Genomic DNA, 20,538 nt, shown 5'->3' with positions numbered 1-20,538 from the left:
GAGCCAGTACCTTGGCGCCGTCATTGCCGCCGCAGTCGCGAATTGTGCGATCGGGACAGTCTCGATCGACACGCCCTGTATGGGTTCGCCGGGATCGCGGGTGCACTCGCGATCGTGACGCAGATCGACGGGAAGGCTGGCAATGCAGGGCGAGACGGCTCAGACGGATTTGTCATCGGCGAGCGCGCGCGCTGGCATGATTTTCGTGCGGGCCGGAACCTTCTGGATGGGCTCGGATCATCATTACCCCGAAGAGAAGCCGGCGCATCGTGTCAGCGTCGAGGGCTTCTTCATCGACGAGACCCCTGTCACCAACGGACAGTTTGCCGAGTTCGTGGCCGCTACCGGGCATCGCACGTTTGCTGAATTCGCGCCGGACCCGCGAGACTATCCCGGCATCTTGCCGGAGATGCTGTATGCGGGCTCGCTCGTCTTCCGGGAGCCGATAGGGCGCGTCGATCTCGGCGACTGGTCGCAATGGTGGAGCTTCCTCAAGGACGCCAATTGGCGCCGGCCCTATGGACCGCGCAGCGGCCTTGCCGGGTTGGACGATCATCCCGTCGTCCATATCAGCCACCACGACGCGTTGGCCTACGCGCGATGGAAGGGCAAGGATCTTCCCACGGAAGCCGAGTGGGAATTTGCCGCCAGAGGGGGCCTCGACCGGGCCGAATACGCCTGGGGCTCGGAGCTGACCCCGGATGGTCGGCATATGGCCAACACGTGGCAGGGATCGTTTCCGACGGTCAATCACAAGCTCGACGGATACGCCCGTACGTCACCCGTAAGGGCCTTTCCGCCCAATGGATACGGTCTCTACGACATGATCGGGAACGTCTGGGAGTGGACGTCCGACTGGTACGCCCCAAAGCACGAAGCGGACGCGGCGAAGGCCTGCTGCATACCGAAAAACCCTCGCGGAGGGCTTGAGTCCGCCAGCTACGATCCGTGTCTCCCCCACATAAAAATCCCGCGGAAGGTTCTGAAGGGCGGATCGCACCTGTGCGCTCCGAACTACTGCCGCCGCTATCGACCCGCAGCCCGCCATGCCGAAGCGATCGATACGTCGACAAGCCATGTCGGGTTCAGGTGTGTTGTTCGAAATGGAGAAGTGAATGAACCGGCCTCCTAGTCACCGATTCAGAGCGCGCTGGTTGGGCGTAAGCACGTCGCTCCTGATGTTGGGATCCCCCGTGGCAGCCCAGGAATCGCTGCCGTTTCCGCCGACGCCCTCCGGCAGCAAGGCCGGTCCGACGATCGCGGAATCGACCTACAGCCCGCTGCCGGCGGCGTCGCATCTTCCGGCCAACGCACCGAACATCGTCGTGATCATGCTCGACGACGTGGGTCCGGCGCTTCCGAGCACCTTCGGCGGCGTCATCAATACAAGCACTTTGAGCCGCGTTGCCGGAGACGGCATCACCTATAACCGCTTCCACAATGCCGCGATGTGCTCCCCCACCCGAGCGGCGCTGCTGACCGGGCGCAATCACCACCGCGTCGGTTACGGCCAGATCGCCGAACTGGCGAATGACTGGGACGGCTATTCCGGCCGGATCCCGCGCACATCCGCGACCGCGGCGAAGGTTCTCGGCTATTATGGCTACGCGACCAGCGCCTTCGGAAAGTGGCACAACACGCCGGCCAACGAGACCACGGCCGTCGGTCCCTATACGAACTGGCCGGCGGGCCAAGGGATCGGTTTCGACTACTTCTACGGCTTCCTTGCCGGAGAATCCTCGCAATGGGAGCCTGCGGTCGTCGAAAACACGGTCCGGGTGAATCCGTCCGAGGGCAAGGACGAGTATCACTTCACCGAAGACATGACCGACAAGGCCGTCTCCTGGATGAAGCAGGTCCACGCGCTGACGCCGGAGCGGCCCTTCTTCATGTATTGGGCCCCCGGCGCGTCCCATGGTCCGCATCACATCTTCAAGGAATGGGCGGACAAGTATAAGGGCCAATTCGACGACGGCTGGGACGTCATGCGCGAGCGCGTCTTCGCCCGCCAGAAGGAACTCGGCTGGATCCCGAAAGACACGGAACTGACGCCCCGGCCGGCAACGCTCGCCGCATGGGCCGATATTCCCGAGGATGAAAAGCCATTCCAGCGTCGGCTCATGGAAGTGTTCGCCGGATACACCGAACACGCGGACGCGCAGGCCGGCCGGTTGATCGATGCCCTGGACGAGCTCGGCATCCGCGACAATACCCTCGTCTTCTATATCTGGGGCGATAACGGGTCGAGTGCGGAAGGCCAGAACGGCACGATCAGCGAGCTCCTGGCGCAGAATGGCATTCCTTCCGAGATCAAGGATCACATTCGCACCCTGAACGAGCTCGGCGGCCTGGATGTGCTCGGATCGTCCAAGGTGGACAACATGTACCATGCCGGCTGGGCCTGGGCCGGCTCGACGCCATACCGGTCGACCAAGCTGATCGCCGCGCATTTTGGCGGAACGCGCACGCCGCTCGCGGTATCCTGGCCAAGCCGGATCAAGGCGGACAAGACGCCGCGTCCGCAATTCCATCACGTCAACGATATCGTGCCGACGATCTACGACATCCTGCAGATCGCGCCACCGAAGCTCGTCGACGGCGTCAGCCAGGATCCGCTCGACGGCACCAGCATGACCTATTCCTTCGCGTCCCCGACGGCGCCGGACCACAAGAAGGAGCAGTATTTCGAGGTCATGGGCAGTCGCGCCTACTACAAGGACGGTTGGGTCGCTTCGGTATTCGGGCCGAGAGTGCCCTGGCAAGCAGGCGTCGATCCTTCGATCATGAAATGGTCGCCGAAGGACGATGTCTGGGAGCTCTATGATCTCAACAAGGATTTCTCGCAGGCGAAGGACATCGCCGCCGCCAATCCCGACAAGCTCAACGAGTTGAAGGATGCGTTCGACGCGAGCGCCAAAGACAACAAGGTCTATCCGGTTGGCGGGGGGTTGTGGTCCGTCGTCTTCCACCCGGAAGACGCTCCGTCCAATCCCGCCAGGACGTTCAACTACACGCAGGAGGTCGTCGGCGTTCCCGAGTTCACCGCGCCGCGACTGGGATCCCGCAGCACCCTTGTCACGATCGATGCGGATTTGCAGCCCGACTCGAAGGGCGTGCTCTACGCGCTCGGCGCCGTCTCGGGCGGTGTCGCCCTGTGGGTCGAGGACGGGAAGCTCCACTACGAGTACAATCTGTTCGAGATCGAACGGACGCAGCTGGAAACGTCCGCCCCGCTCCCGACCGGAAAGGTCAAGATCGAGGTCGAAACGCGCAAGGCCAGCGACGTCCGCCTGGCGCCGCTCGACATCGTCATCCGCGTGGATGGCAAAGAGGTCAGCAAGGGGCGTGTCCCACGCTCGACGGCGCTTGCCTTTACCGCCAACGACGCCTTTGACGTCGGCCGGGACAGCTATTCCCCCGTCTCGCTCGCGTATTTCGACCGCAAGCCGTTCGCCTTCAATGGCACGATCCAGCATCTGAAGGTCGAATATCTGGACTAGGCGCCGATCAACGGGAGGCGGCGAGCCCGAGTCTCGCCGCCTTTCGACGCATCGCACGCGGTCGGCCTTCAGGCTTGGATTGCCGCCAGCGGATGTATGGGTCACTGCAAGGCTAGGCGGTACCTCGCCGGCGTGATCCCCAAGTGGCGAGAGAACATGCGGGTAAGGTGGGCCTGATCTGCGAAGCCGCACATCATGGCGATGTCAGCAAGCGATATGTGGTGATTGGTAAAAAGCTCTCTGGCACGAGCCAGCCTGCGAAGCAGGAGCCACTGATACGGCGCGACGCCCGTCGATCGCTTGAACGCATGCGCGAACTGGCTTGTGCGCAGGCCGCACAGCGCGGCGACCTCAGCCAGACCCAATCCGCCAACGAGACGCGTCTCGATAATGTCCTTGGCCAATCGCTCCTGCCAGGTGCTCAACCCTCCGACCAGGCGGCGACGAGCGGCCAGATCGCCATAGTGCGCACAAACATAGATACCCAGCCCCCATATAAGATGGTCGGCGAACAACGGCTCGAGTGTTTCGGGTTCGTCGAAGTAAGGGTAGATGCGCAGCGCCAGCTGTCGAAGCAGCGGATCGTTCGAAACGTGAAAGAGACTATGGCCGAGATACGAGACATCAGGCACTTCGAGGTCGTCGGCTATCTCGCGCAGGAAGCTGCGCCTTAGCAGGATCTCGATGGTGTGCCGTGGGGTCGAGAAGTCGATGTGCTCGACACCGGAGAGATAGAGTATGTGAGCCTCGCCCCTGCGATGCGGCTCGGCATAGTTTTTACCTCCAACGAAGATACCGCTCGTCTCATCGTTGAACCGCACGCCGATGCTGTAGGCGTCCTCCCAGCTCGGAAACGCCGCGGCGGTTTCGACCGGTTTGAAGCCGTAGCTGATGTCGGCCGCGACGAGTTGAGAACACGCCAGCGCGCGCACCGCGAGTTTGCGATCGGTGTAGCGCGGAAGGTTGATAGGCACCGTCGCGATATCGACCGTGCTGACATTGATGTTCAGTGCCACGCCGACCTCCCGCATGACGGCACCGTGCAGTACGGCGCCGAAAGGAGCCTTTCCGTCCGAGAACTGCCGCTGTCGGGTTCTGGCGCCGCCCTCGCTCGGCTCTTGGACCAGCGGCGCGAGACCAGCCGATTCCGGATAGCGTCCGAACACGCGAATAACGCTTGCCGCTCGGCATCATCGCGCAGAAGCTTCCGGTTCTCCACCCGGTAGCCGAGGGGCATGACGCCGCCGCCTGAAGGCTTGCGTCAGATGAGGGGCAGGTCCGGACGCGATCCAATATCTGACCGAAAGAGCCAGCCTGGAAGGGACACAAGACCGCCCTCGAGACAGAGGAGCAGTATTCGTCCAAACGAGCATCGCGGTGCCGTCGACCGGCGTCGTCAGGGGCCGACATCCTCGAGGATGAGGTCGGCCGCCTTCTCCGCGATCATGGTGGTGGGCGCGTTGGTATTGCCCGAGGTGATGGTCGGCATGATCGAGGCGTCGGCGATGCGCAGGCCCGCGAGGCCGCGCAGCCGCAGGCGGGCGTCGACGACCGCATCGCGATCCGAACCCATGCGGCAGGTGCCGACGGGATGGAAGATGGTGGTGCCGATGCTGGCAGCCGCCTCCCGCAATTCCTCCTCCGACGCGAAGGCGAGGCCCGGTCGGTACTCCTCGGGATCGTGCGGCCGGAAGGCGCGGCTCTCCAGCACGATGCGGCGCACGAGGCGAATGCTGTCGGCAGCGACGCGCCTGTCGCCCTCGGTCGCCAGATAGTTGGGCTGGATCGCCGGCGCCAGCGCGCCGTCCGCCGCCTTGAGCCGCACCGATCCGCGGCTCTCGGGCCGCAGGTTGCAGGCCGTCGCCGTGAAGGCATCGAAACGGTGCAGCGGCTCACCGAAGCGATCGAGGCTGAGCGGCTGGACGTGGAACTGCACGTTCGGCGTCGCGAATTCGGACGAGGAGCGGGTAAAGCCGCCGAGCTGCGACGGCGCCATGGTCATCGGACCGCGGCGGGCAAGCCCATATTGCAGCGCCATCGCCGCCTTGCCCACGAGGCTGCCAGCGCGGCGGTTGAGCGTCGGCAGCCCGCTGACGCGGTAGATCAGGCGCAGCTGCAGATGATCCTGCAGGTTCTCGCCGACGCCAGGCAAGGCGTGCACCGGCGCGACGCCATGCGCGCCGAGCAGAGAGGGATCGCCGATCCCCGACAGCTGCAACAGATGAGGACTGCCCACGGCCCCGGCGCTGAGGATGACCTCGCGGCCGGCGGCGATACGCTTGATATCGCCCTCATGCTCGACTTCGAGGCCCGAGACCCTCGTGCCGTCAACCAGCAGGCGCCGCACGCGGGCGCCGGTCCAGAGCGTGACATTGGCGCGGCGGAGCGCCGGTTTGAGGAACGCGGAAGCCGCGGACCAGCGCCGTCCGTGCCGCTGGTTGACCTCGAAATAGCCGGCGCCCTCATTGTCGCCGCGGTTGAAATCGCTGGTCGCGGGAATTCCCATCTCTCCAGCTGCGTCGCGGAACCGGTCGAGAACCTGCCAGCGGAGGCGCATCGGGTCGACATGCCATTCCCCGTCCCGGCCATGCAGATCCCCGCCAGCGGCGCGATTCTCGCTGCGCATGAAATAGGGCAGCACGTCGTCCCAGCCCCAGCCGGCATTGCCCAGCTGGCGCCAGTGATCATAGTCGGCAGCCTGGCCGCGCATGTAGATCATGCCGTTGATCGCCGAGCTGCCGCCGATGACGCGGCCGCGGGGATAGTCGAGCACCCGTCCGCCGAGGCCCGGCACCGGCTCGGTGCGAAAGCACCAGTCGGCGCGCGGATTGCCCATGGCGAACAGATAGCCCACCGGAACGTGGAACCAGATCCAGTCGTCGCGTCCGCCTGCCTCGAGGATCAGGACGCGATGCCGCCCGGAAGTGCTCAGCCGGTTGGCCAGCACGCAGCCGGCGCTGCCGGCGCCGATGATGACGAAGTCGTAGCGTATGTCGTCCATCGTTCACGGAGCCCTGGTCGTTGGCGCCGGAGCGGCGACGAGGTTGCGCGGCCGCCGGTCGGCACATCGCGCATCAAGGGTCGGCAGTCTGAAACGCGCCATGTCGTGCTCTTTCCAGGGTCAGCGTTCTAGATCCGGTACCAGCGTTCCGCATTGGTGCGGAACAGCCGATCCTGCTCGGCCTCGCTGAAATCGGAGACGATGCGCTCGAAAGCGCCATAGAGAGTATCGAAGGACGAATACAGCCGATCCACCGGAAAGTTCGAGCCGAACATGGTCCGTCCGGTGCCGAAGGCGGCGATGGTGTCGAGCACGAAGGGCCGGATGCTGGCCTCGCTCCAGTCATGCTCGACCATGCCGAGGCCGGAGATCTTGGCGACGACATTGTCCAGGCCGGCGAGACGCCGCATGCCCTCGCGCCATGCGTGGAGGCCCGCCTCGTCGCGGTCGACCGGCATGCCGGCATGATTGATGACGGCAAGCGTCTCGGGATGCCGGCGGATCAGATCGAAGGCGGCCGCCATCTGGCCCGGATAGAGCTGCAGATCGAAGCTGAAGTCGTGGCGGCGCAGCAGGGCGTAGCCGGCCTGCCAGCTTGTGCTCTGCAAGAGGTCGGCCGGCGTGAAGCTGTAGCGCGGATCGGCATGCCAGTTGACGATATGGCGGATGCCCCTGACGCGCGGCCGGCCCGCCTGCGCCGCGAGCGCCGCCTCGACCCCGGGATCGTCGAGCCGGACCTGCGCCACGATCGCCGAAGGCAGGGAATGGCCGAGCCCGTTCAGCCAATCCGTCTCGGCCAGCGGCGCCAGCGGCACGGCCTCGATATGAACCGATTTCACGGCGTCGTAGCCCGCCGCATCGGCGAGATAGTCGGCCGGTCCATAGCTCACCGCGATCGGCGCGAGATCGCCGAGCATTCCCTCGCCGCCGCCGCGATCCTGCAGCCATGGATAGGCATAGCCATGGTCGACATCCCAGAAATGATGATGCGCGTCGGTGATCTGTCGCCGTGGCATGGGGTTCCTCATTCGCGGTCCTCGCCGCGCGTCAGCACGCGCTGAGCGACCAGCGCCACAAGGATCGCGACGCCGAAGATGATCGAGCGGACACCAGCGGGGATATTGCCGATGACCAGCACCGTTGACAGCACGGTGGTGAAGATCACGGCGGCGAAGGTCCCGCCATAGCCGCCGCGGCCGCCGAACATCGAGGTGCCGCCCAGCACCACCGCGGCGATGGCCGGCAGCACGAACTGGTCGCCCATCCCGAGGAAGCTCGATCCCGAGAACGCGGCGAACAGGATGCCGGTGGCCGATGCCAGCGCTCCGCACAGCACATAGGCGCCGATCGTGACGCGGTCATTGGCGATCCCGTTCAGATGGGCGACGGTGGCGTTCTCGCCGACGGCCAGCAGCCGCCTGCCCCAGCGCGAATAACGGATCGCGACGATGGCGAGCGTCGCCACGAGACCCCAGACGATCACCATGTAGGGGATGCCGCCGACGCCGCCGGTGGCGATGCCGCGCACCAGCGGGGAAACCCCGCCGCTCGGCGTTCCCCCGGTGAAGACGAGCGTTCCGCCGAGCGCGATATTGTTCATCGCCAGCGTCATCACGATCGGCGAGATGCGCAGCTTGACGATGCCGAAGCCGTTGGCGGCGCCGGCCGCGATGCCGACGGCGAGCGCGGCGAGGCACGCGGTCGCGGTATTGGCGTCCTGCCCCGCGCAGAGCGCGGTGAAGACGACGGCAGAGCCGGTCAGCACCCAGGCGACCGAGAGATCGATGCCGCCGACCAGCATCACCAGCGTCTGTCCGAGCGCCACCAGGCCGAGGAACGAAGCGATCTTCAGCAATTGCAGCAGATTGGCAGCGGAGGCGAAGCCGGGCGCGAGCGCCGCGCCGATCCCCAGCATGGCGATGGCCAGCAGGATGAGGAAGAGCGGCACGGCGGCGGCAAGCCGCGGCGAGGATGTCCGGACCCGGGGCGCCGCCGGCAGGCGATCGGCGGCGGTCATGGACGAAGCAGTCCGGCAGCAAAGCCGCGCGCGCCGGGCGTACCGACGACAGCGAGCAGGATGAGGCCGTTGATGAGGCTCTGGTAGAAGGACGAGACCTGCGCGAAATAGAGCAGGCTCGCCATGATGGTGAGGATCAGCGCTCCCATGACGACGGCGATCGGCGCGCCGCGTCCGCCGGTCAGCGGTATGCCGCCGATGACGACGGCGACGATCGAGGTGAGGATGTAGCCGTCGCCGACGACGGGTGACCCCGACGCCATGGCGACGCCGAGATACATGCCGCTGAACGCGGCCAGCAACCCCGCGGCGGCATAGGCGCCAAGCTTGGCGCGCGCCACGCGAATGCCGCTCATGCGCGCCGCGGCCTCGTCGCTGCCGATGGCCCGGAGGTCCAGCCCGAAGCGCGACGCCATCAGCCAGCTCAGCAGCACCGTCCAGACGGCGAGGCTGACGAGGCCGATCGCAGGCGCCGAGAAGCCGCCCATGAAGATCGACTGGTAGAGCGCGGGAATGGAGCCGCCGGGATTGGGCAACACCAGCAACGCCACGCCCTGCCAGATCGACATCGTCGCCAGCGTCACGATGATCGGCGGCAGCCGGAGCCCGACCACGAGGCCGCCGTTGAGCAGCCCGGCGGCGAGACCCGCGGCCAGCGGCAGCGCGAAACCGAGAGCCGGACTGTCGGTGACGTGCAGGGCCATCAGCGCCCCGGCGAGGCTGGCGACGGGCCCCAGCGACAGATCGATGCCGCGCGTCAGGATGACGAGGAACTGCGCCAGCGCGATGAGGACGAGCGGCAGGGCGTTGACGCTGAGCGCGCGCATGTCGAAGCCGTTGAACCGGCCCTTGAGCAGGACGAGCATGGCGAGGAGGCCGAGGAAGACCAGCACCGGCCAGGCGTCCGAGACGGCGGAACGGAGGCGCGTCATCGGCTGCCCCCGCCGAGCACAGCAGCCTCGACGATACGGCCCGCCGTCATCTCTTCGCCGGCGAGCTCGGCGACAACCCGCCCGCCGAGCATGACGAGGACGCGGTGGGCGACGCCGACCAGCTCGCGAGCGTCGGTCGAGTACCAGATCACGCCGACGCCTTCACGGGCGATGCCGGCGATGACCTCGTAGATGTGCTGCTTGGTGCCGATGTCGACGCCGCGCGTCACGTCGTTGAGCAGCAGGATGACCGGGCGCGCCAGCAGCCAGCGTTCGAGCAGAACCTTCTGCTGGTTGCCGCCCGAGAGGTGGCGGACGATCTCGTCCGCGCCGGCCGTCTTGATCTTCTGCCGCTCGATGGCACCGCGGAAGATCGCGGCTTCAGCCCGCGGGTCGATCAGCCCCAGCATCGCCCGCAGCCGCGGCAGGATGGCGAGCGTGAGGTTGAGCCCGACGGACTTGGACAGCAGCAGACCCTGGGTCTTGCGCTCCTGTGGCACATAGGCGAGGCCCGCCGCCATCGCCTGGCGCGGCGAGGCGGGCAGCAGCGGCCTGCCGCCGATCTCGACGGTTCCAATAGCCCGATGCGCGCCAAACAGGGCTTCGAGCAGATGGCCCTGCCCCTGGCCGACCAGCCCGCCCAGACCGAGAATCTCGCCGCGCCTGAGGGCGAGGCTGACGCCATGCAGCACCGGGCTCGCCAGCTGCGTGGCGCGCAACGCCACCTCGTCCGCCGCATCGGCCTTGGCCGGGAAGGCATGCTCGCTGGCGGCATGGCCCGTCATCAGACGGACGGCTTCCGGCTCGTCCAGCGCGGCCGTCTCGGCCTCGCCGACGCATTCGCCGTTGCGCAGCACGGCGACGCGGTTGCAGAAGCCGACGATCTCGTCCCATCGATGCGAGATGAACAGCACGATCGTGCCCGCCGCCGCGAGCCGCGCGACGAGCGCGCGGAGCCAGGCGACCTCGGTGGCGCCGAGCGCCGAGGTCGCCTCGTCGAGCAGCAGGATGCGCGGCCTGCGGGCGACGGCGCGCACGATCTCGAGCTGTTGCTGCTGGCCGAGCGACAGGGCGGCGACGCGGGCGGACGGGACAAGCGCAAGCTGGTGGGCCGCGAGCACCTCGGCGGCCTGCCGACGCAGGCGGCGCCGATCGACCGTGCCCCAGCGTGTCAGCGGCGCCTCGGCCAGGAACAAATTCTGCTCGACGCTGAGGTCGCGCAGCAGCGTCAGCTCCTGGAACACCGAGGCGATGCCGAGGGCCTGCGCATCATGCGTGCCGTGCAGGACGACCTCGCGGCCGTCGAGCTCGATCCGCCCGGCATCGGCTTCGACGGCGCCGCTCAGGATCTTGAGAAGCGTCGACTTACCCGCGCCGTTCTCGCCGACGAGACCGAGCACGTCGCCGGGAGCAGCTTCCATCGTGACGGCGCGCAGAGCGCGCGTCGCCCCGTAGGATTTGTCGATGGCGACAAGGCGCAGCATGGGCCGTACCCGTTTTCTTGCGGCGCCGCTATTTCTTCATGCCGTCCGCGATCTTGAGACCGAGGTTGGCGCCGGGAATCTCGCTGTCGGCATCGAGCGTCGGCGGCAGATCGGGAAACACGTTGACGCCGGGCTTCAGCGTGTCGGTCGAGACCGTCGGCACCGGTACGGCGACGCGCTTGTCGGCCGGCGGATTGCCGCTGAGGATATCGGCGGCGACCTTGAGGGCATAGGCGCCGATCACCGCCGGATCGCCGGCCGAGACCCCTTTCAGGCCCTTGTCCTTGTATTGCAGCATGGCTTGGCGCCAGCCATTCTCGCCCTGCCCCGACATCGCGACCAGGGGGCGATCGAGGTTGAGCAGCGCCTGCAAAGCGCCATAGGTGCCGTACTGGTTCAGGATGCCGTCGACCTCCGGATTGGCGGTCAACGCCTTGGTCAGCTCCTGCTGGCTGACTGCATTGTCCCACTTGCCATAGACTTCGGCGACGACCTTGATGTCGGGATATTTGGCCAATACGCCGGTCATGCCGGCATTCATGTTGGTGTCGGCCGGAAAGCCCGAGACGCCGCGATTGATGATGACGTTGCCCTTGCCGCCGAGCGCATCGGCCAGCCACTGGGCATGGATGCGGCCGATCTCGTTGAAATCGACCGCCACGACATAGGCGCATGGCGCGGTGACGGGCTGGTCGAAGGCGATGACGGTGATCCCCTGGGCGCAGGCCTCCTCGATCACGCTGTTGAGCGCGGTGTCGGAGGCTGGATTGACCAGGATGGCATTGGCGCCCGAGGCGATCATGTCGGACAGCACCGCGATCTGCTTCTGCGCGTCGGTGCCGGAATTGTCGACGGTAAGCACCACCTTGTCCTTGAGCGCCTTGTCGGCATAGGCCTGCATGAAGTTGATCATCTGCACGCGCCACTCATTGCCGATATACGAGTTCGAGACCGCTATCTTGAAAGGCTCGGCATGGCCGACCGCGGTCGACAGCATCAAAAGAGCTATGGCTCCGGTCAGCTTGGTCGTCATCGGTGTCATGATGTCCTCCCTCGCCCTGCTCGGGCAGGCCCATCGGGCTTATCGTTGCAATTCTAGAATTCTAGAAGTTCAGTTTATTGTCAAGAGTCGCCGCCTGGGCTATGACGGCGGACGGAATCGGAATGGAGAAGACGTCATGTCGATGACCACGGAGGCGTTCGAGCGCATCCGCGACGCCATCGTGTCGGGAGGACTCGAATTCGGCGAGCCGCTGTCAGAGACCCAGATCGCCAACGCGCTCGGCATGAGCAAGGCGCCGGTACGCGCCGCGTTCATCGCCTTGCGCGACAAGGGCCTCGTCGTGGTGGTGCCGCAATCGGGCACCTATGTGTTCTCCCCTACTGCCGAGGACGTGCTCACCATGAGCCGCTTCCGCGCCCTGCTCGAGGACGAGGCGCTGCGTGAATCGATGCGCCGCAATCCTGGTCGCGTGCTCGCACGGCTCGAGACGGCAATTGCCGCGATGGCGCGCGCGCTGAAGCGGAGCGACTGGGACGGCTATCGCCGGCACGACAGCGCCTTCCACGCCGCCTTTCTCGAGGAATGCGACAACCGCTATATCGAGCGCGCCTACCTGCTGACATCCACCGCGCTGGAGGCGCTGCGCGTGCGCCTGCAGGGTGGCGAGGGCGGCTATCGCGTGCGCTCGTTCAGGGAGCACGAGGCGATCGCCGCGCATCTGGCTGCCGGCGACATCGACGCGGCGGCCGAGCTGCTGCGCGATCACATCCTCGTCATCAATGACTGGGTGCGGTCGCATCCCCTGCCCGGCGACCGGATCAGCCGCAAGGACAAGCCCGAGGACCGGGACTACGCCGCCATGTTTTCGGCGCGCCGCGCCTGACATCGATATCCGAAGATCCGCATCGACGGGATCGGCTGCGCCGTGCCCCGGCCCGGCCGACAGCCGCTGCCCCACGGGCCGCGACGGCAGCAGGCTGAGCGTCGCGCGCAGCCCCCTTGCTCTCCCGCGGCAAGGCCGGAGGGGCATCGAAATCGACGGCTGCCGGCTTGCAAATCAACAGCGGTTGACTTACTATTTCCGCAGTTTCCGCTCGAAATGGCGAGCCAAAACCAAACCGTTTTCACCGACTTCCCAATACGCTGCGCAGTCGTCCGGAGAGGCGTAGGCCCGGATCCGCGACTGACGCGGAGTCGTGACCGAGACCCCGGGCCTGCCTTCCCTCCGGCAGGTCAGTCTGCCGGCCGCGTTCTCGCCCCCAGGGAACGCGGCCGGATCCCCTGGGCTCAAAAGCGCGCACGCCGGCGGCAAGACATTCCGAAGTAAATCGCCAGATGAACGTCCGATTTCGCACCGGTACGCCCTAGATTCGAAGGCGCCGCGCTTCTCCGGTTCCGGCACAAGAATGAAAGCCCGGCGGATCGCTCCACCGGGCCTTCGATCGTCAAGCTATCCCGGAATTACCAGGAGCGCTTCAGGAACAGGTTGAACGTCCAGCCATTGCCGCTCTCGTCAGCGATCGTCGGATTGTCGTTCTTCAGCTTGACGTCCGTGTAGAAGACGTCGCCGACGACATCGAGACCCTTGACCGGCGTGTAGGTGGTGTTGAAGCCAGCGCGCCAGGCGTCGACGGTCGTGCCGTCCAGCTCGTCCTTGCCGCTGAACTGAGCGTAGCCGCCCGAGAGCGACGACCACAGCTGCGGGGTCCAGACATGCTTGTACGAAGCGAGCGCGCTCCAGCTGGAGCCCGTCGACGCAGCCGCGTTGTAGTTGCGGATCGGGCCGATGAAGCCGGCCACCGAGGTGCCGCCGGCGATGCCGGTGTAGGAGTTGGCGTTGTCGCCATAGGCAGCCGACACGAAGAAGCGGTCGCCAGCCGAGAACTTGTCGAGCGCGACCTCGAGACCGCCGCCGACGGCCCAGCCGTCCTTGGCGTCGACGTCGAACGTGTTCGGAATGCCCGACGGGGTGATGCTGACCGCCTGATGCGTCCAAGCCCCGGCGACCTTGGCCGAGAAGATGCCGGAAGCGTAGGTGACGGCGCCGACGATGTCCGGAACGTTGTCCTGACCGCCATAGTAGGCAGGATTGGTCGGGCTGATCGGGTTGCCGTCCAGAGTGCCGCTGGCCTGGCCGAACGAGCTGCGATCACGCTGATCTTCCACCGAGACCGCCAAACCAAAGCCGTTGACGGCGTAGGTCAGCTGGATGTGGTCGGTGGTCGAGTCCGAACCGAACATGCCGGTGTCGTCATAGCCACGGCCGAAGTCGAACAGCGAGGTGAAGTAACCGGCCTTGAGCGGTCCGAGCTCGAGGTAGGCGCTGTCGACATAGGCGGAGTTGGTCGAGGCGTTGATGTAGTCGTTGACGTCACCCGAGCCGCGGACGTTGCCGGTCTTGGCGCGGTAGTCGATCCAGCCGGTCAGGTTACCGTATTCGGTGACCGACGAAGCCGTCAGCTGGATCGAGGCTTCCGTGTAGAAGTTGCCCCAATTGCTGTTCGAATAGTCCGGGTTGAAGCTGCCAACCAGGGCCTTGTCGCCACCACGGTCACCGAACGAGGTGCCGAACTTAACGTAGCCGCCGACCTTGATGCAGGTGTCCGTGCCCGGCGAATAGAAGAAGCCCGTGCCGAAAGCGTCGCAGACCTTCACGTAGTCGACCGGCTCGGCGACCGTGAGATCCGCCGCCTGAGCACCGCCAGCCATGATCATGGCTGCCGCAGCGCCGAGGAGAAGGGTCTTAAAGTTCATATCCTGACCTCCAAAAAGGTAAAACCAGGAGAGCATTTCGTTCTTCTCGTCGCCGCCGAGTCGATCCCGCGGGATCACCCCTTCTCGTCAGCTCGCACGAATTCCGTCCTACCCCCGTTTAGCCACATTCGGTCCTTCGGCCCCGCAACTGCGGGAAGGGCGCGGATGCGACGGAACCTCGTTTTGCGATTCCTGTGCTGACTATTACTGACGGTCGGACGGCCCGATATAGCCGAATTGCAACACCAAGAAGAACATCCAGACGCATAACTGTAACATAACTCGTCTTTACGCATCCGTCAGTTGAATTTAGACGCCTCACTCAAGTACCGATTGGTGGCAATATTCAGTATATGCGTCAGTTTACGTAATAGACGTATAAAATTACTTTATAGATATTTGGTATATACGCAGAATACGTAAATCGACATCAGTAATTTATTGGCAGGAAGCAAGGCCGAATTGGCGTAAATCAACCTCTGTTGATTGCCGTGAAATTGGGATCAACCATGGTTGACGAGTGTCTGGCGCCAGATCAACGCCCGTTGACCGAAATCGGGCATCAGACTATTCTAAGGCAAGAAAGATAGCGGGCTAATATTTAAGGTAGACTGATCAATGGCGAAGGGGGCCGGCGCATCGCCGAAGGAAGAGACGACGCGCGATCGCATCCTCAGGGCGGCGATCGTCCAGTTTGCCAATAATTCCTATGAGTCGACCGGGCTTCGCGACGTCGCCACTGCCGTGGGGGTCGACGTTGCCTATGTGCATCGCTGCTTCGGATCCAAGGAAGCGCTCTTCGCGGAATGTGTCAGAGCCACGATGAAAGACCACGCGGAGGCGAGCAGTCGCGAGGCTCTGATCGACGCCCTGGTCCAGAATGTCGTCAGCCCCGACATGGCGAAGGACGTCCGCCCGCTCGACATCTTTGTCCGGTCCTGTTCGAGCCCGGACGCCTCGCGCGCCCTGAGAGAGAATGCACCCGACTTTCTCAAGGGGCTTTCCGACGAGGGAGACGAGCCGTCCCATCTGCGCGCCACCATGGCCATGGCTCTACTGGCGGGCGCGAGCATCCTGAAGAACGTAGTCGAAGTCCGCAGCCTGAGTGAGGTCGACGAGGACGCGCTGACGCAGCTCATTTCCAGAACCGTGCGCGAAATCCTGAGTGCCGATACCCCGACCGCCCAATAGCGGATACGCGCCCTCTAACCGCGCATGCCTGAGACTGACGTTCTCATGAAGTGGCAGGGAACGTCCGAGCCCCTCTGCCGATGACGGGAGCGGTTCGAGCTCGGACGGATCCCGACTGCGCTAAACGCGACAAGCCCCTCTGCAGAGGGCTATCCAGGCGCGCGGTATTGGCTTGGAGGCGATGGGTGGGCCGGGAATTATCCCCGGCCCCGGCGCTTGCTCAACCCTCGAGCACGAAGCGCGAGAAGGCGAGCGAGTTTCGTGCATCCTCGTCCATCTTCGCTTCGTCGGCACCATTGCTGAGATCACGCCAGACCCGGATATCGGATCCGATCGTTCCGCCAGTCTTGACGAACGGCTCCATCACGACAGCACCGGTGTAGTTGATATCGCGAAGCGCGAGACCGACTTCATGCCACGGAATTCTGCCCTTGCCCGGGACGCGGCGGTTGCTCTCGCCCGTGTGGAAATGTCCGAGCAGCGGGCCGGCGGTCCGGATGGCCTCGCCGAAGCTGTCTTCCTCGATGTTCATGTGGAACGTATCGAGCATGACTTTGACGTTCGATTTGCCGACATCCTGCACGAAGGCCACGCCTTCGGCGGCCGTGTTGAGGACGTGGTTCTCGAAGCGGTTCAGCACTTCGATGCAGAGGTTGATCCCGAGGTCGGCGGCGAAGTCGGCAATGCCGTGAATGCCCTCGACGCCCCGCGCCCGGTCACCCTCCTTGTCGACCGGCTTCGAGTAGTCGACCGGCCAGTAGGAGTGAAGCGCGCCACCGATGGTCTGGATATCGAGCTTCGCCACGTTGGTGAGCGTCTGCTCGAAGAATGCTTTTCCCGCCTGGCGCACGGCGCTGTCCGGAGAGGACAGGTTCTTGGTCTTCGAAGGACCAATTCCCGCGGTCAGGACAATGTTGTTGTCCCTTGCGATCTGCCGGATAGCAGCCAGTTCGGCATCGCTGTATTCGTTGATGTGGTGCGCGGCGACTTCAATGACATCGAAGCCGAGCTTTGCCACCTTCTCGACGTACGGGCCGAATTTGGCGCTCCATTCCTTTTCCCAATAGGAGTAATAAATTCCGTGCTTCATGGAAGTCTCTCTGAATTTTTGCTGCATGTTTTCGCCGACAGCTCGTCGGCATTCGGAAATCTTTGGCGCTTCAGGATGCCAAAGTGTGGCTCTCGGAGTTCTTCAGACGAAGGTCCGGTTCAGCGCTTCCAGCGATGATCGCCAGGCCGTTGGGGAGATCGTTTTCCTCGACCTTCCTGGCGATTTCGGCTTCATCCAGTCCGAAGCTGCGCCAGCGCTGCTGCAGACGGCGCCGCAACTCGTTCTCGTCGACGTCAACGAAGATCGAGAAATCGAAGATCGGCTTCAGGAGATCCCAGGGCGCCTGCTGCGCCAGCAGGTAGTTTCCCTCGCAGACGATGATATCGACCGACCGGGGAATGAGCCTGCCGCCTGCGCGAGCGATTTCGATCGCGCGGTCGAAGACGGGAATGGCGACGACGTCGTCCGTGTTTGCCTTCAGGCGCGAAAGCATGTGCCGGAGACCATGGGCATCGAACGTATCGATCGCCCCCTTGAAGGCGCGACGTCCCGCGGCCTCCAGCACGACATCGTCGTAGTGATACCCATCCATGGGGAAAAGCGCGGCGCTGGCCGCGCCACCCTCGTTGAGCAGATCGACGGCGCGTTCCGCCAAGGTCGACTTGCCGGATCCGGGCGCCCCCGCCACGGCGATCAGGACGCGCCGGTTTGCGCCGATGAACCGCTCGAGCGCGATATCCGCGATCTGGTGCGCGTTACTCTCAATGCTACTCACGAAAGACCCCGTTCAGAAACGACGTGACCGCGGCGCCGGCGCGACCGCCAGAAGAGACGGCGACCGCGCCAAGCGCCGAAAGCGTCCCCGCTCACCAGCAGGTGAAGCCACCGTCGACCGGGACGACGGCGCCGGTCATCAGGCTGGCCGCGTCCGAAACCAGGAAGTGCACGACGCTGGCGACTTCGTGGGCCTGACCGAAGCGGCCCATGGGGGTGTCGCGCCGCCATACGGCTGCGAGGCCGCTGCTTTCCGCATGGCCGATCAGCGGGGTCTCGATGTAGGTCGGAGCGACCGCGTTGACGCGAACGCCCCGGCCGGCCCACTCCGCCGCGAGCGAATGCGTGAGATGGTGCACCGCGGCTTTGGAGGCATTGTAGTGCGACTGGCCCTGGGGCCGGTTGACGATCAGGCCGGACATGGATCCGATATTGACGATGGATCCGGAACCCTTGGCCAGCATGTGGCGGCCAAAGGCGCGGTCGCACCAGAACACGCCGTTCAGGTTCACATCGTTGACGGCGAGCCAGTCGGCGTCCTCAACGTCCTCGGCGGCGACGGGCGGTCGGCCGATCCCGGCATTCGCCACGAGAATATCCGCAGCGCCATGTTCTTCGGCGATTTCATCCGCGACCCGCTGCACCGCAGCGGAATCCGTGACGTCCACGACATGCGACAGGGCGGTGAATCCCTTCGCTGCGAGGGAGGCTTTCCCCTCTTCCAGCGAATGGGCATCGCGATCCAGCAGGATGACCTTGGCGCCGGCTTCGGCAAGCGCCTCGGAGATCGCGAGCCCGATGCCGCGGCTGCCACCGGTGACCACCGCGAGCTTGCCGTCCAGTCTCAGTTTTTCCATGTACATTTGGTGCTTCCATTCACAACAGAAATGCAGTCACGCGGAGACGGCCTGTAGCGGCTGCGGCGAGACTGAAGACGGGGCTGCCGGCGCCGTGAGAGCGCGGCCGTCCTCACCGAAGACGTGCGAGCGCGCGGGATCCGGCGTGAAGAAAATGGTGTCGCCGCGACGATAGCCGCGTTCCCCAACCGCGCGGACGGTCAGCGTTCCCAGGCCCTTCACATCCACGGTGAAGTACGCGTCACTGCCGAGCTGCTCCTCGACCAGGATCTTTCCCGACCAAAGGCCAGCGTGGCGATCGTAGCGAAGGTGTTCCGGGCGGATACCGAAAGTCACCTTGCCGGACGTGAGGGGCGCCTTGAGGTTGGCGATCTCGATTGCACCGGCCGCGGTTTCGATGCGGTTGTCGCCGGCCGTCGTTGCATCGATGAAGTTCATCTTCGGAGAGCCGATGAAGCCCGCGACGAACTTGTTCGCGGGCGCGTCGTAAAGCGCGATCGGCGTATCGAACTGCTCCACCTTTCCCGCGTTGAGGACGACGATGCGGTCGGCCATGGTCATGGCTTCCACCTGATCGTGCGTCACGTAGATCATCGTGGTCTTCAATTCGTCGTGGAGACGGATGAGCTCGAGCCGCATCTGGACGCGAAGGGCGGCATCCAGGTTGGACAGCGGCTCGTCGAACAGGAAGGCGGTCGGTTCGCGCACGATCGCCCTGCCGATGGCCACGCGCTGCCGCTGCCCGCCGGAAAGCTGCCGCGGGTAGCGGTCCAGATAGGGCTCCAGCGCCAGGGCACGCGCCGCCGTGAGGACCCGTTCCTTGATCTCGGCCTTCGGCCTTCCGGAGACCCGGAGGCCAAAGCCGATATTGTCTGCGACCGTCAGATGCGGGAACAGAGCGTAGGACTGGAAGACCATCGCCAGCTGCCGCTCGGAGGGGGCAACGTGGGTCACATCCCGTCCGTCGATCATGATGCGGCCGCTCGTGACATCCTCGAGGCCCGTGATGAGCCGGAGCAACGAAGACTTTCCGCAGCCCGACGGCCCGACGAAGACCACATACTCGCCTTCGTTGATCGTCAGGCTGATATCACGAATGATATCGACGTCGCCAAAGCTCTTGACGACGTTCTGCAGCGTTATCTGACCCAATGTGTTTCCTCCGGTAGTACGCGACGTGCACGCGCCGCGATCGACGCCGATCGCTTCAATGGAAGACGATCCCGCCATCGACGTTCAAGGATTGTCCGGTAATGAAAGACGCGTCGTCCGAAGCGAAGAAGGCAACCGCGCCAACGACGTCTTCCGGATTGCCAACGCGGCCCATTGCCGTCTTCTCAAGAACCTTCCGGAGGGTCTCCGGATCTTCAAGGTGTGTCCGGCCCATCTCCGTGGCGATCACGCCGGGGCAGACCGCATTGACGGTAATGCCGCTCTTCGCGACCTCCCTGGCGAGGCCCTGGGTGAAATTGACCACCGCGCCCTTCGAAGCGCAGTAGTGCGTTTCGGTCGGACCGCCCAACTTGCCACCAATCGAGGCGATGTTGATGACGCGGCCCCGCCCATTGGCAGTGAAGTGCGCCAGGAAGGCCTTGGTGACGAGGAAGGTGCCCTTCGTGTTCACGGCAAACATCCGATCCCATTCGTCCGGCTCGATGTTTTCAGCCGTATGAACCGAGCGGACGCCGGCATTGTTGACCAGCACGTCGAGGCGACCAGCCTTCGCCAGCACCTCCTGCGCCATGGCCTCGACCGACGAGGGATTGCTCACGTCGCAATAGACGATCTCGCATTGGCCGCCATTTGCCTGAACGGTGGCGGCGAGATCCGCGAGCTCAGCCTCGCGCGCCGGAAGATCGTTGGCGAACACCCGGTAGCCTTCCGCCGCCAGGCGCTCGGCAATCGCTCTTCCAATGCCCCGGGAGGCGCCCGTAACCAGTGCCGCCTTGTTCCGTCCGCGGTTCGGTATCATGA

General features: G+C 64.7%; 17 protein-coding genes. 4 read left to right on the top strand and 13 right to left on the bottom strand.

The window, feature by feature from the left end; all coding sequences use genetic code 11:
* Positions 1-196: 196 nt before the first annotated feature.
* Together K32_RS05060 and K32_RS05055 are read left to right on the top strand one after the other, a co-directional pair.
* Positions 197-1,132 (top strand): formylglycine-generating enzyme family protein, encoded by a 936-nt coding sequence (locus K32_RS05060; RefSeq protein ID WP_201404354.1) that lies wholly within the window; start codon positions 197-199, stop codon positions 1,130-1,132.
* Entirely contained in the window at positions 1,116-3,500 is a 2,385-nt protein-coding gene (locus K32_RS05055) for an arylsulfatase (RefSeq protein WP_201402983.1), read from the top strand. Before K32_RS05060 ends, K32_RS05055 begins: the two co-directional genes overlap by 17 nt.
* A 101-nt stretch (positions 3,501-3,601) precedes the next feature.
* Here the strand turns inward: K32_RS05055 and K32_RS05050 are convergent, their stop codons facing one another.
* The 7 genes from K32_RS05050 to K32_RS05020 form a co-directional block, all read right to left on the bottom strand.
* On the bottom strand, positions 3,602-4,666 hold the full coding sequence (locus K32_RS05050; protein WP_244669853.1) for an AraC family transcriptional regulator: 1,065 nt from the start codon (positions 4,664-4,666) through the stop codon (positions 3,602-3,604).
* Between the two features lie 230 nt (positions 4,667-4,896).
* Positions 4,897-6,501, bottom strand: a complete 1,605-nt coding sequence (locus K32_RS05045) for a GMC family oxidoreductase (protein ID WP_201402982.1) — start codon at positions 6,499-6,501, stop codon at positions 4,897-4,899.
* Between the two features lie 128 nt (positions 6,502-6,629).
* Positions 6,630-7,517: an amidohydrolase gene (locus K32_RS05040; RefSeq protein ID WP_201402981.1), complete on the bottom strand. Its 888-nt coding sequence runs from the start codon at positions 7,515-7,517 to the stop codon at positions 6,630-6,632.
* Positions 7,518-7,525: 8 nt separating this feature from the next.
* Positions 7,526-8,518 carry an ABC transporter permease gene (locus K32_RS05035; RefSeq protein ID WP_201402980.1) on the bottom strand — a complete coding sequence of 331 codons (993 nt, stop codon included), beginning with the start codon at positions 8,516-8,518 and terminating at the stop codon, positions 7,526-7,528.
* A complete protein-coding gene (locus tag K32_RS05030; protein WP_201402979.1) occupies positions 8,515-9,450 on the bottom strand; it encodes an ABC transporter permease in 936 nt (311 codons plus the stop codon). Before K32_RS05030 ends, K32_RS05035 begins: the two co-directional genes overlap by 4 nt.
* Positions 9,447-10,934 (bottom strand): sugar ABC transporter ATP-binding protein, encoded by a 1,488-nt coding sequence (locus K32_RS05025; protein ID WP_201402978.1) that lies wholly within the window; start codon positions 10,932-10,934, stop codon positions 9,447-9,449. The genes K32_RS05030 and K32_RS05025 overlap by 4 nt, the downstream gene beginning before the upstream one ends.
* A 28-nt stretch (positions 10,935-10,962) precedes the next feature.
* Entirely contained in the window at positions 10,963-11,976 is a 1,014-nt protein-coding gene (locus K32_RS05020; RefSeq protein WP_201402977.1) for a substrate-binding domain-containing protein, read from the bottom strand.
* 136 nt (positions 11,977-12,112) lie between these two features.
* On the opposite strand from K32_RS05020, the gene K32_RS05015 reads away from it, so the two are divergent.
* Positions 12,113-12,820, top strand: a complete 708-nt coding sequence (locus K32_RS05015; RefSeq protein ID WP_201402976.1) for a GntR family transcriptional regulator — start codon at positions 12,113-12,115, stop codon at positions 12,818-12,820.
* Between the two features lie 578 nt (positions 12,821-13,398).
* Here the strand turns inward: K32_RS05015 and K32_RS05010 are convergent.
* Complete coding sequence (locus tag K32_RS05010; protein WP_201402975.1) at positions 13,399-14,691, bottom strand: porin; 1,293 nt, start codon at positions 14,689-14,691, stop codon at positions 13,399-13,401.
* 618 nt (positions 14,692-15,309) lie between these two features.
* Between K32_RS05010 and K32_RS05005 the strand changes: the two genes are divergently transcribed.
* Positions 15,310-15,882 (top strand): TetR/AcrR family transcriptional regulator, encoded by a 573-nt coding sequence (locus K32_RS05005; RefSeq protein WP_201402974.1) that lies wholly within the window; start codon positions 15,310-15,312, stop codon positions 15,880-15,882.
* 220 nt (positions 15,883-16,102) lie between these two features.
* Here the strand turns inward: K32_RS05005 and K32_RS05000 are convergent, their stop codons facing one another.
* The 5 genes from K32_RS05000 to K32_RS04980 form a co-directional block, all read right to left on the bottom strand.
* Positions 16,103-16,972, bottom strand: a complete 870-nt coding sequence (locus K32_RS05000) for a sugar phosphate isomerase/epimerase family protein (RefSeq protein ID WP_201404352.1) — start codon at positions 16,970-16,972, stop codon at positions 16,103-16,105.
* A 70-nt stretch (positions 16,973-17,042) separates the two neighbouring features.
* Positions 17,043-17,708 carry a nucleoside/nucleotide kinase family protein gene (locus K32_RS04995; RefSeq protein ID WP_201402973.1) on the bottom strand — a complete coding sequence of 222 codons (666 nt, stop codon included), beginning with the start codon at positions 17,706-17,708 and terminating at the stop codon, positions 17,043-17,045.
* Positions 17,709-17,799: 91 nt separating this feature from the next.
* A complete protein-coding gene (locus tag K32_RS04990) occupies positions 17,800-18,570 on the bottom strand; it encodes an SDR family NAD(P)-dependent oxidoreductase (protein ID WP_201402972.1) in 771 nt (256 codons plus the stop codon).
* A gap of 30 nt (positions 18,571-18,600) precedes the next feature.
* The gene (locus tag K32_RS04985) at positions 18,601-19,716 is read right to left on the bottom strand and encodes an ABC transporter ATP-binding protein (RefSeq protein ID WP_201404351.1); all 1,116 of its coding nucleotides are present in this window, start codon (positions 19,714-19,716) and stop codon (positions 18,601-18,603) included.
* A gap of 55 nt (positions 19,717-19,771) precedes the next feature.
* Complete coding sequence (locus tag K32_RS04980) at positions 19,772-20,536, bottom strand: SDR family NAD(P)-dependent oxidoreductase (protein WP_201402971.1); 765 nt, start codon at positions 20,534-20,536, stop codon at positions 19,772-19,774.
* Positions 20,537-20,538 lie beyond the last annotated feature (2 nt).

Origin of the sequence: Kaistia sp. 32K (assembly GCF_016629525.1) — a bacterium.
In the GTDB taxonomy this organism is placed as follows: Bacteria; Pseudomonadota; Alphaproteobacteria; order Rhizobiales; family Kaistiaceae; genus Kaistia.
The sequence above is the reverse complement of the archived record's forward strand: the minus strand, read 5'-3'. Positions and strand labels throughout refer to the sequence as shown.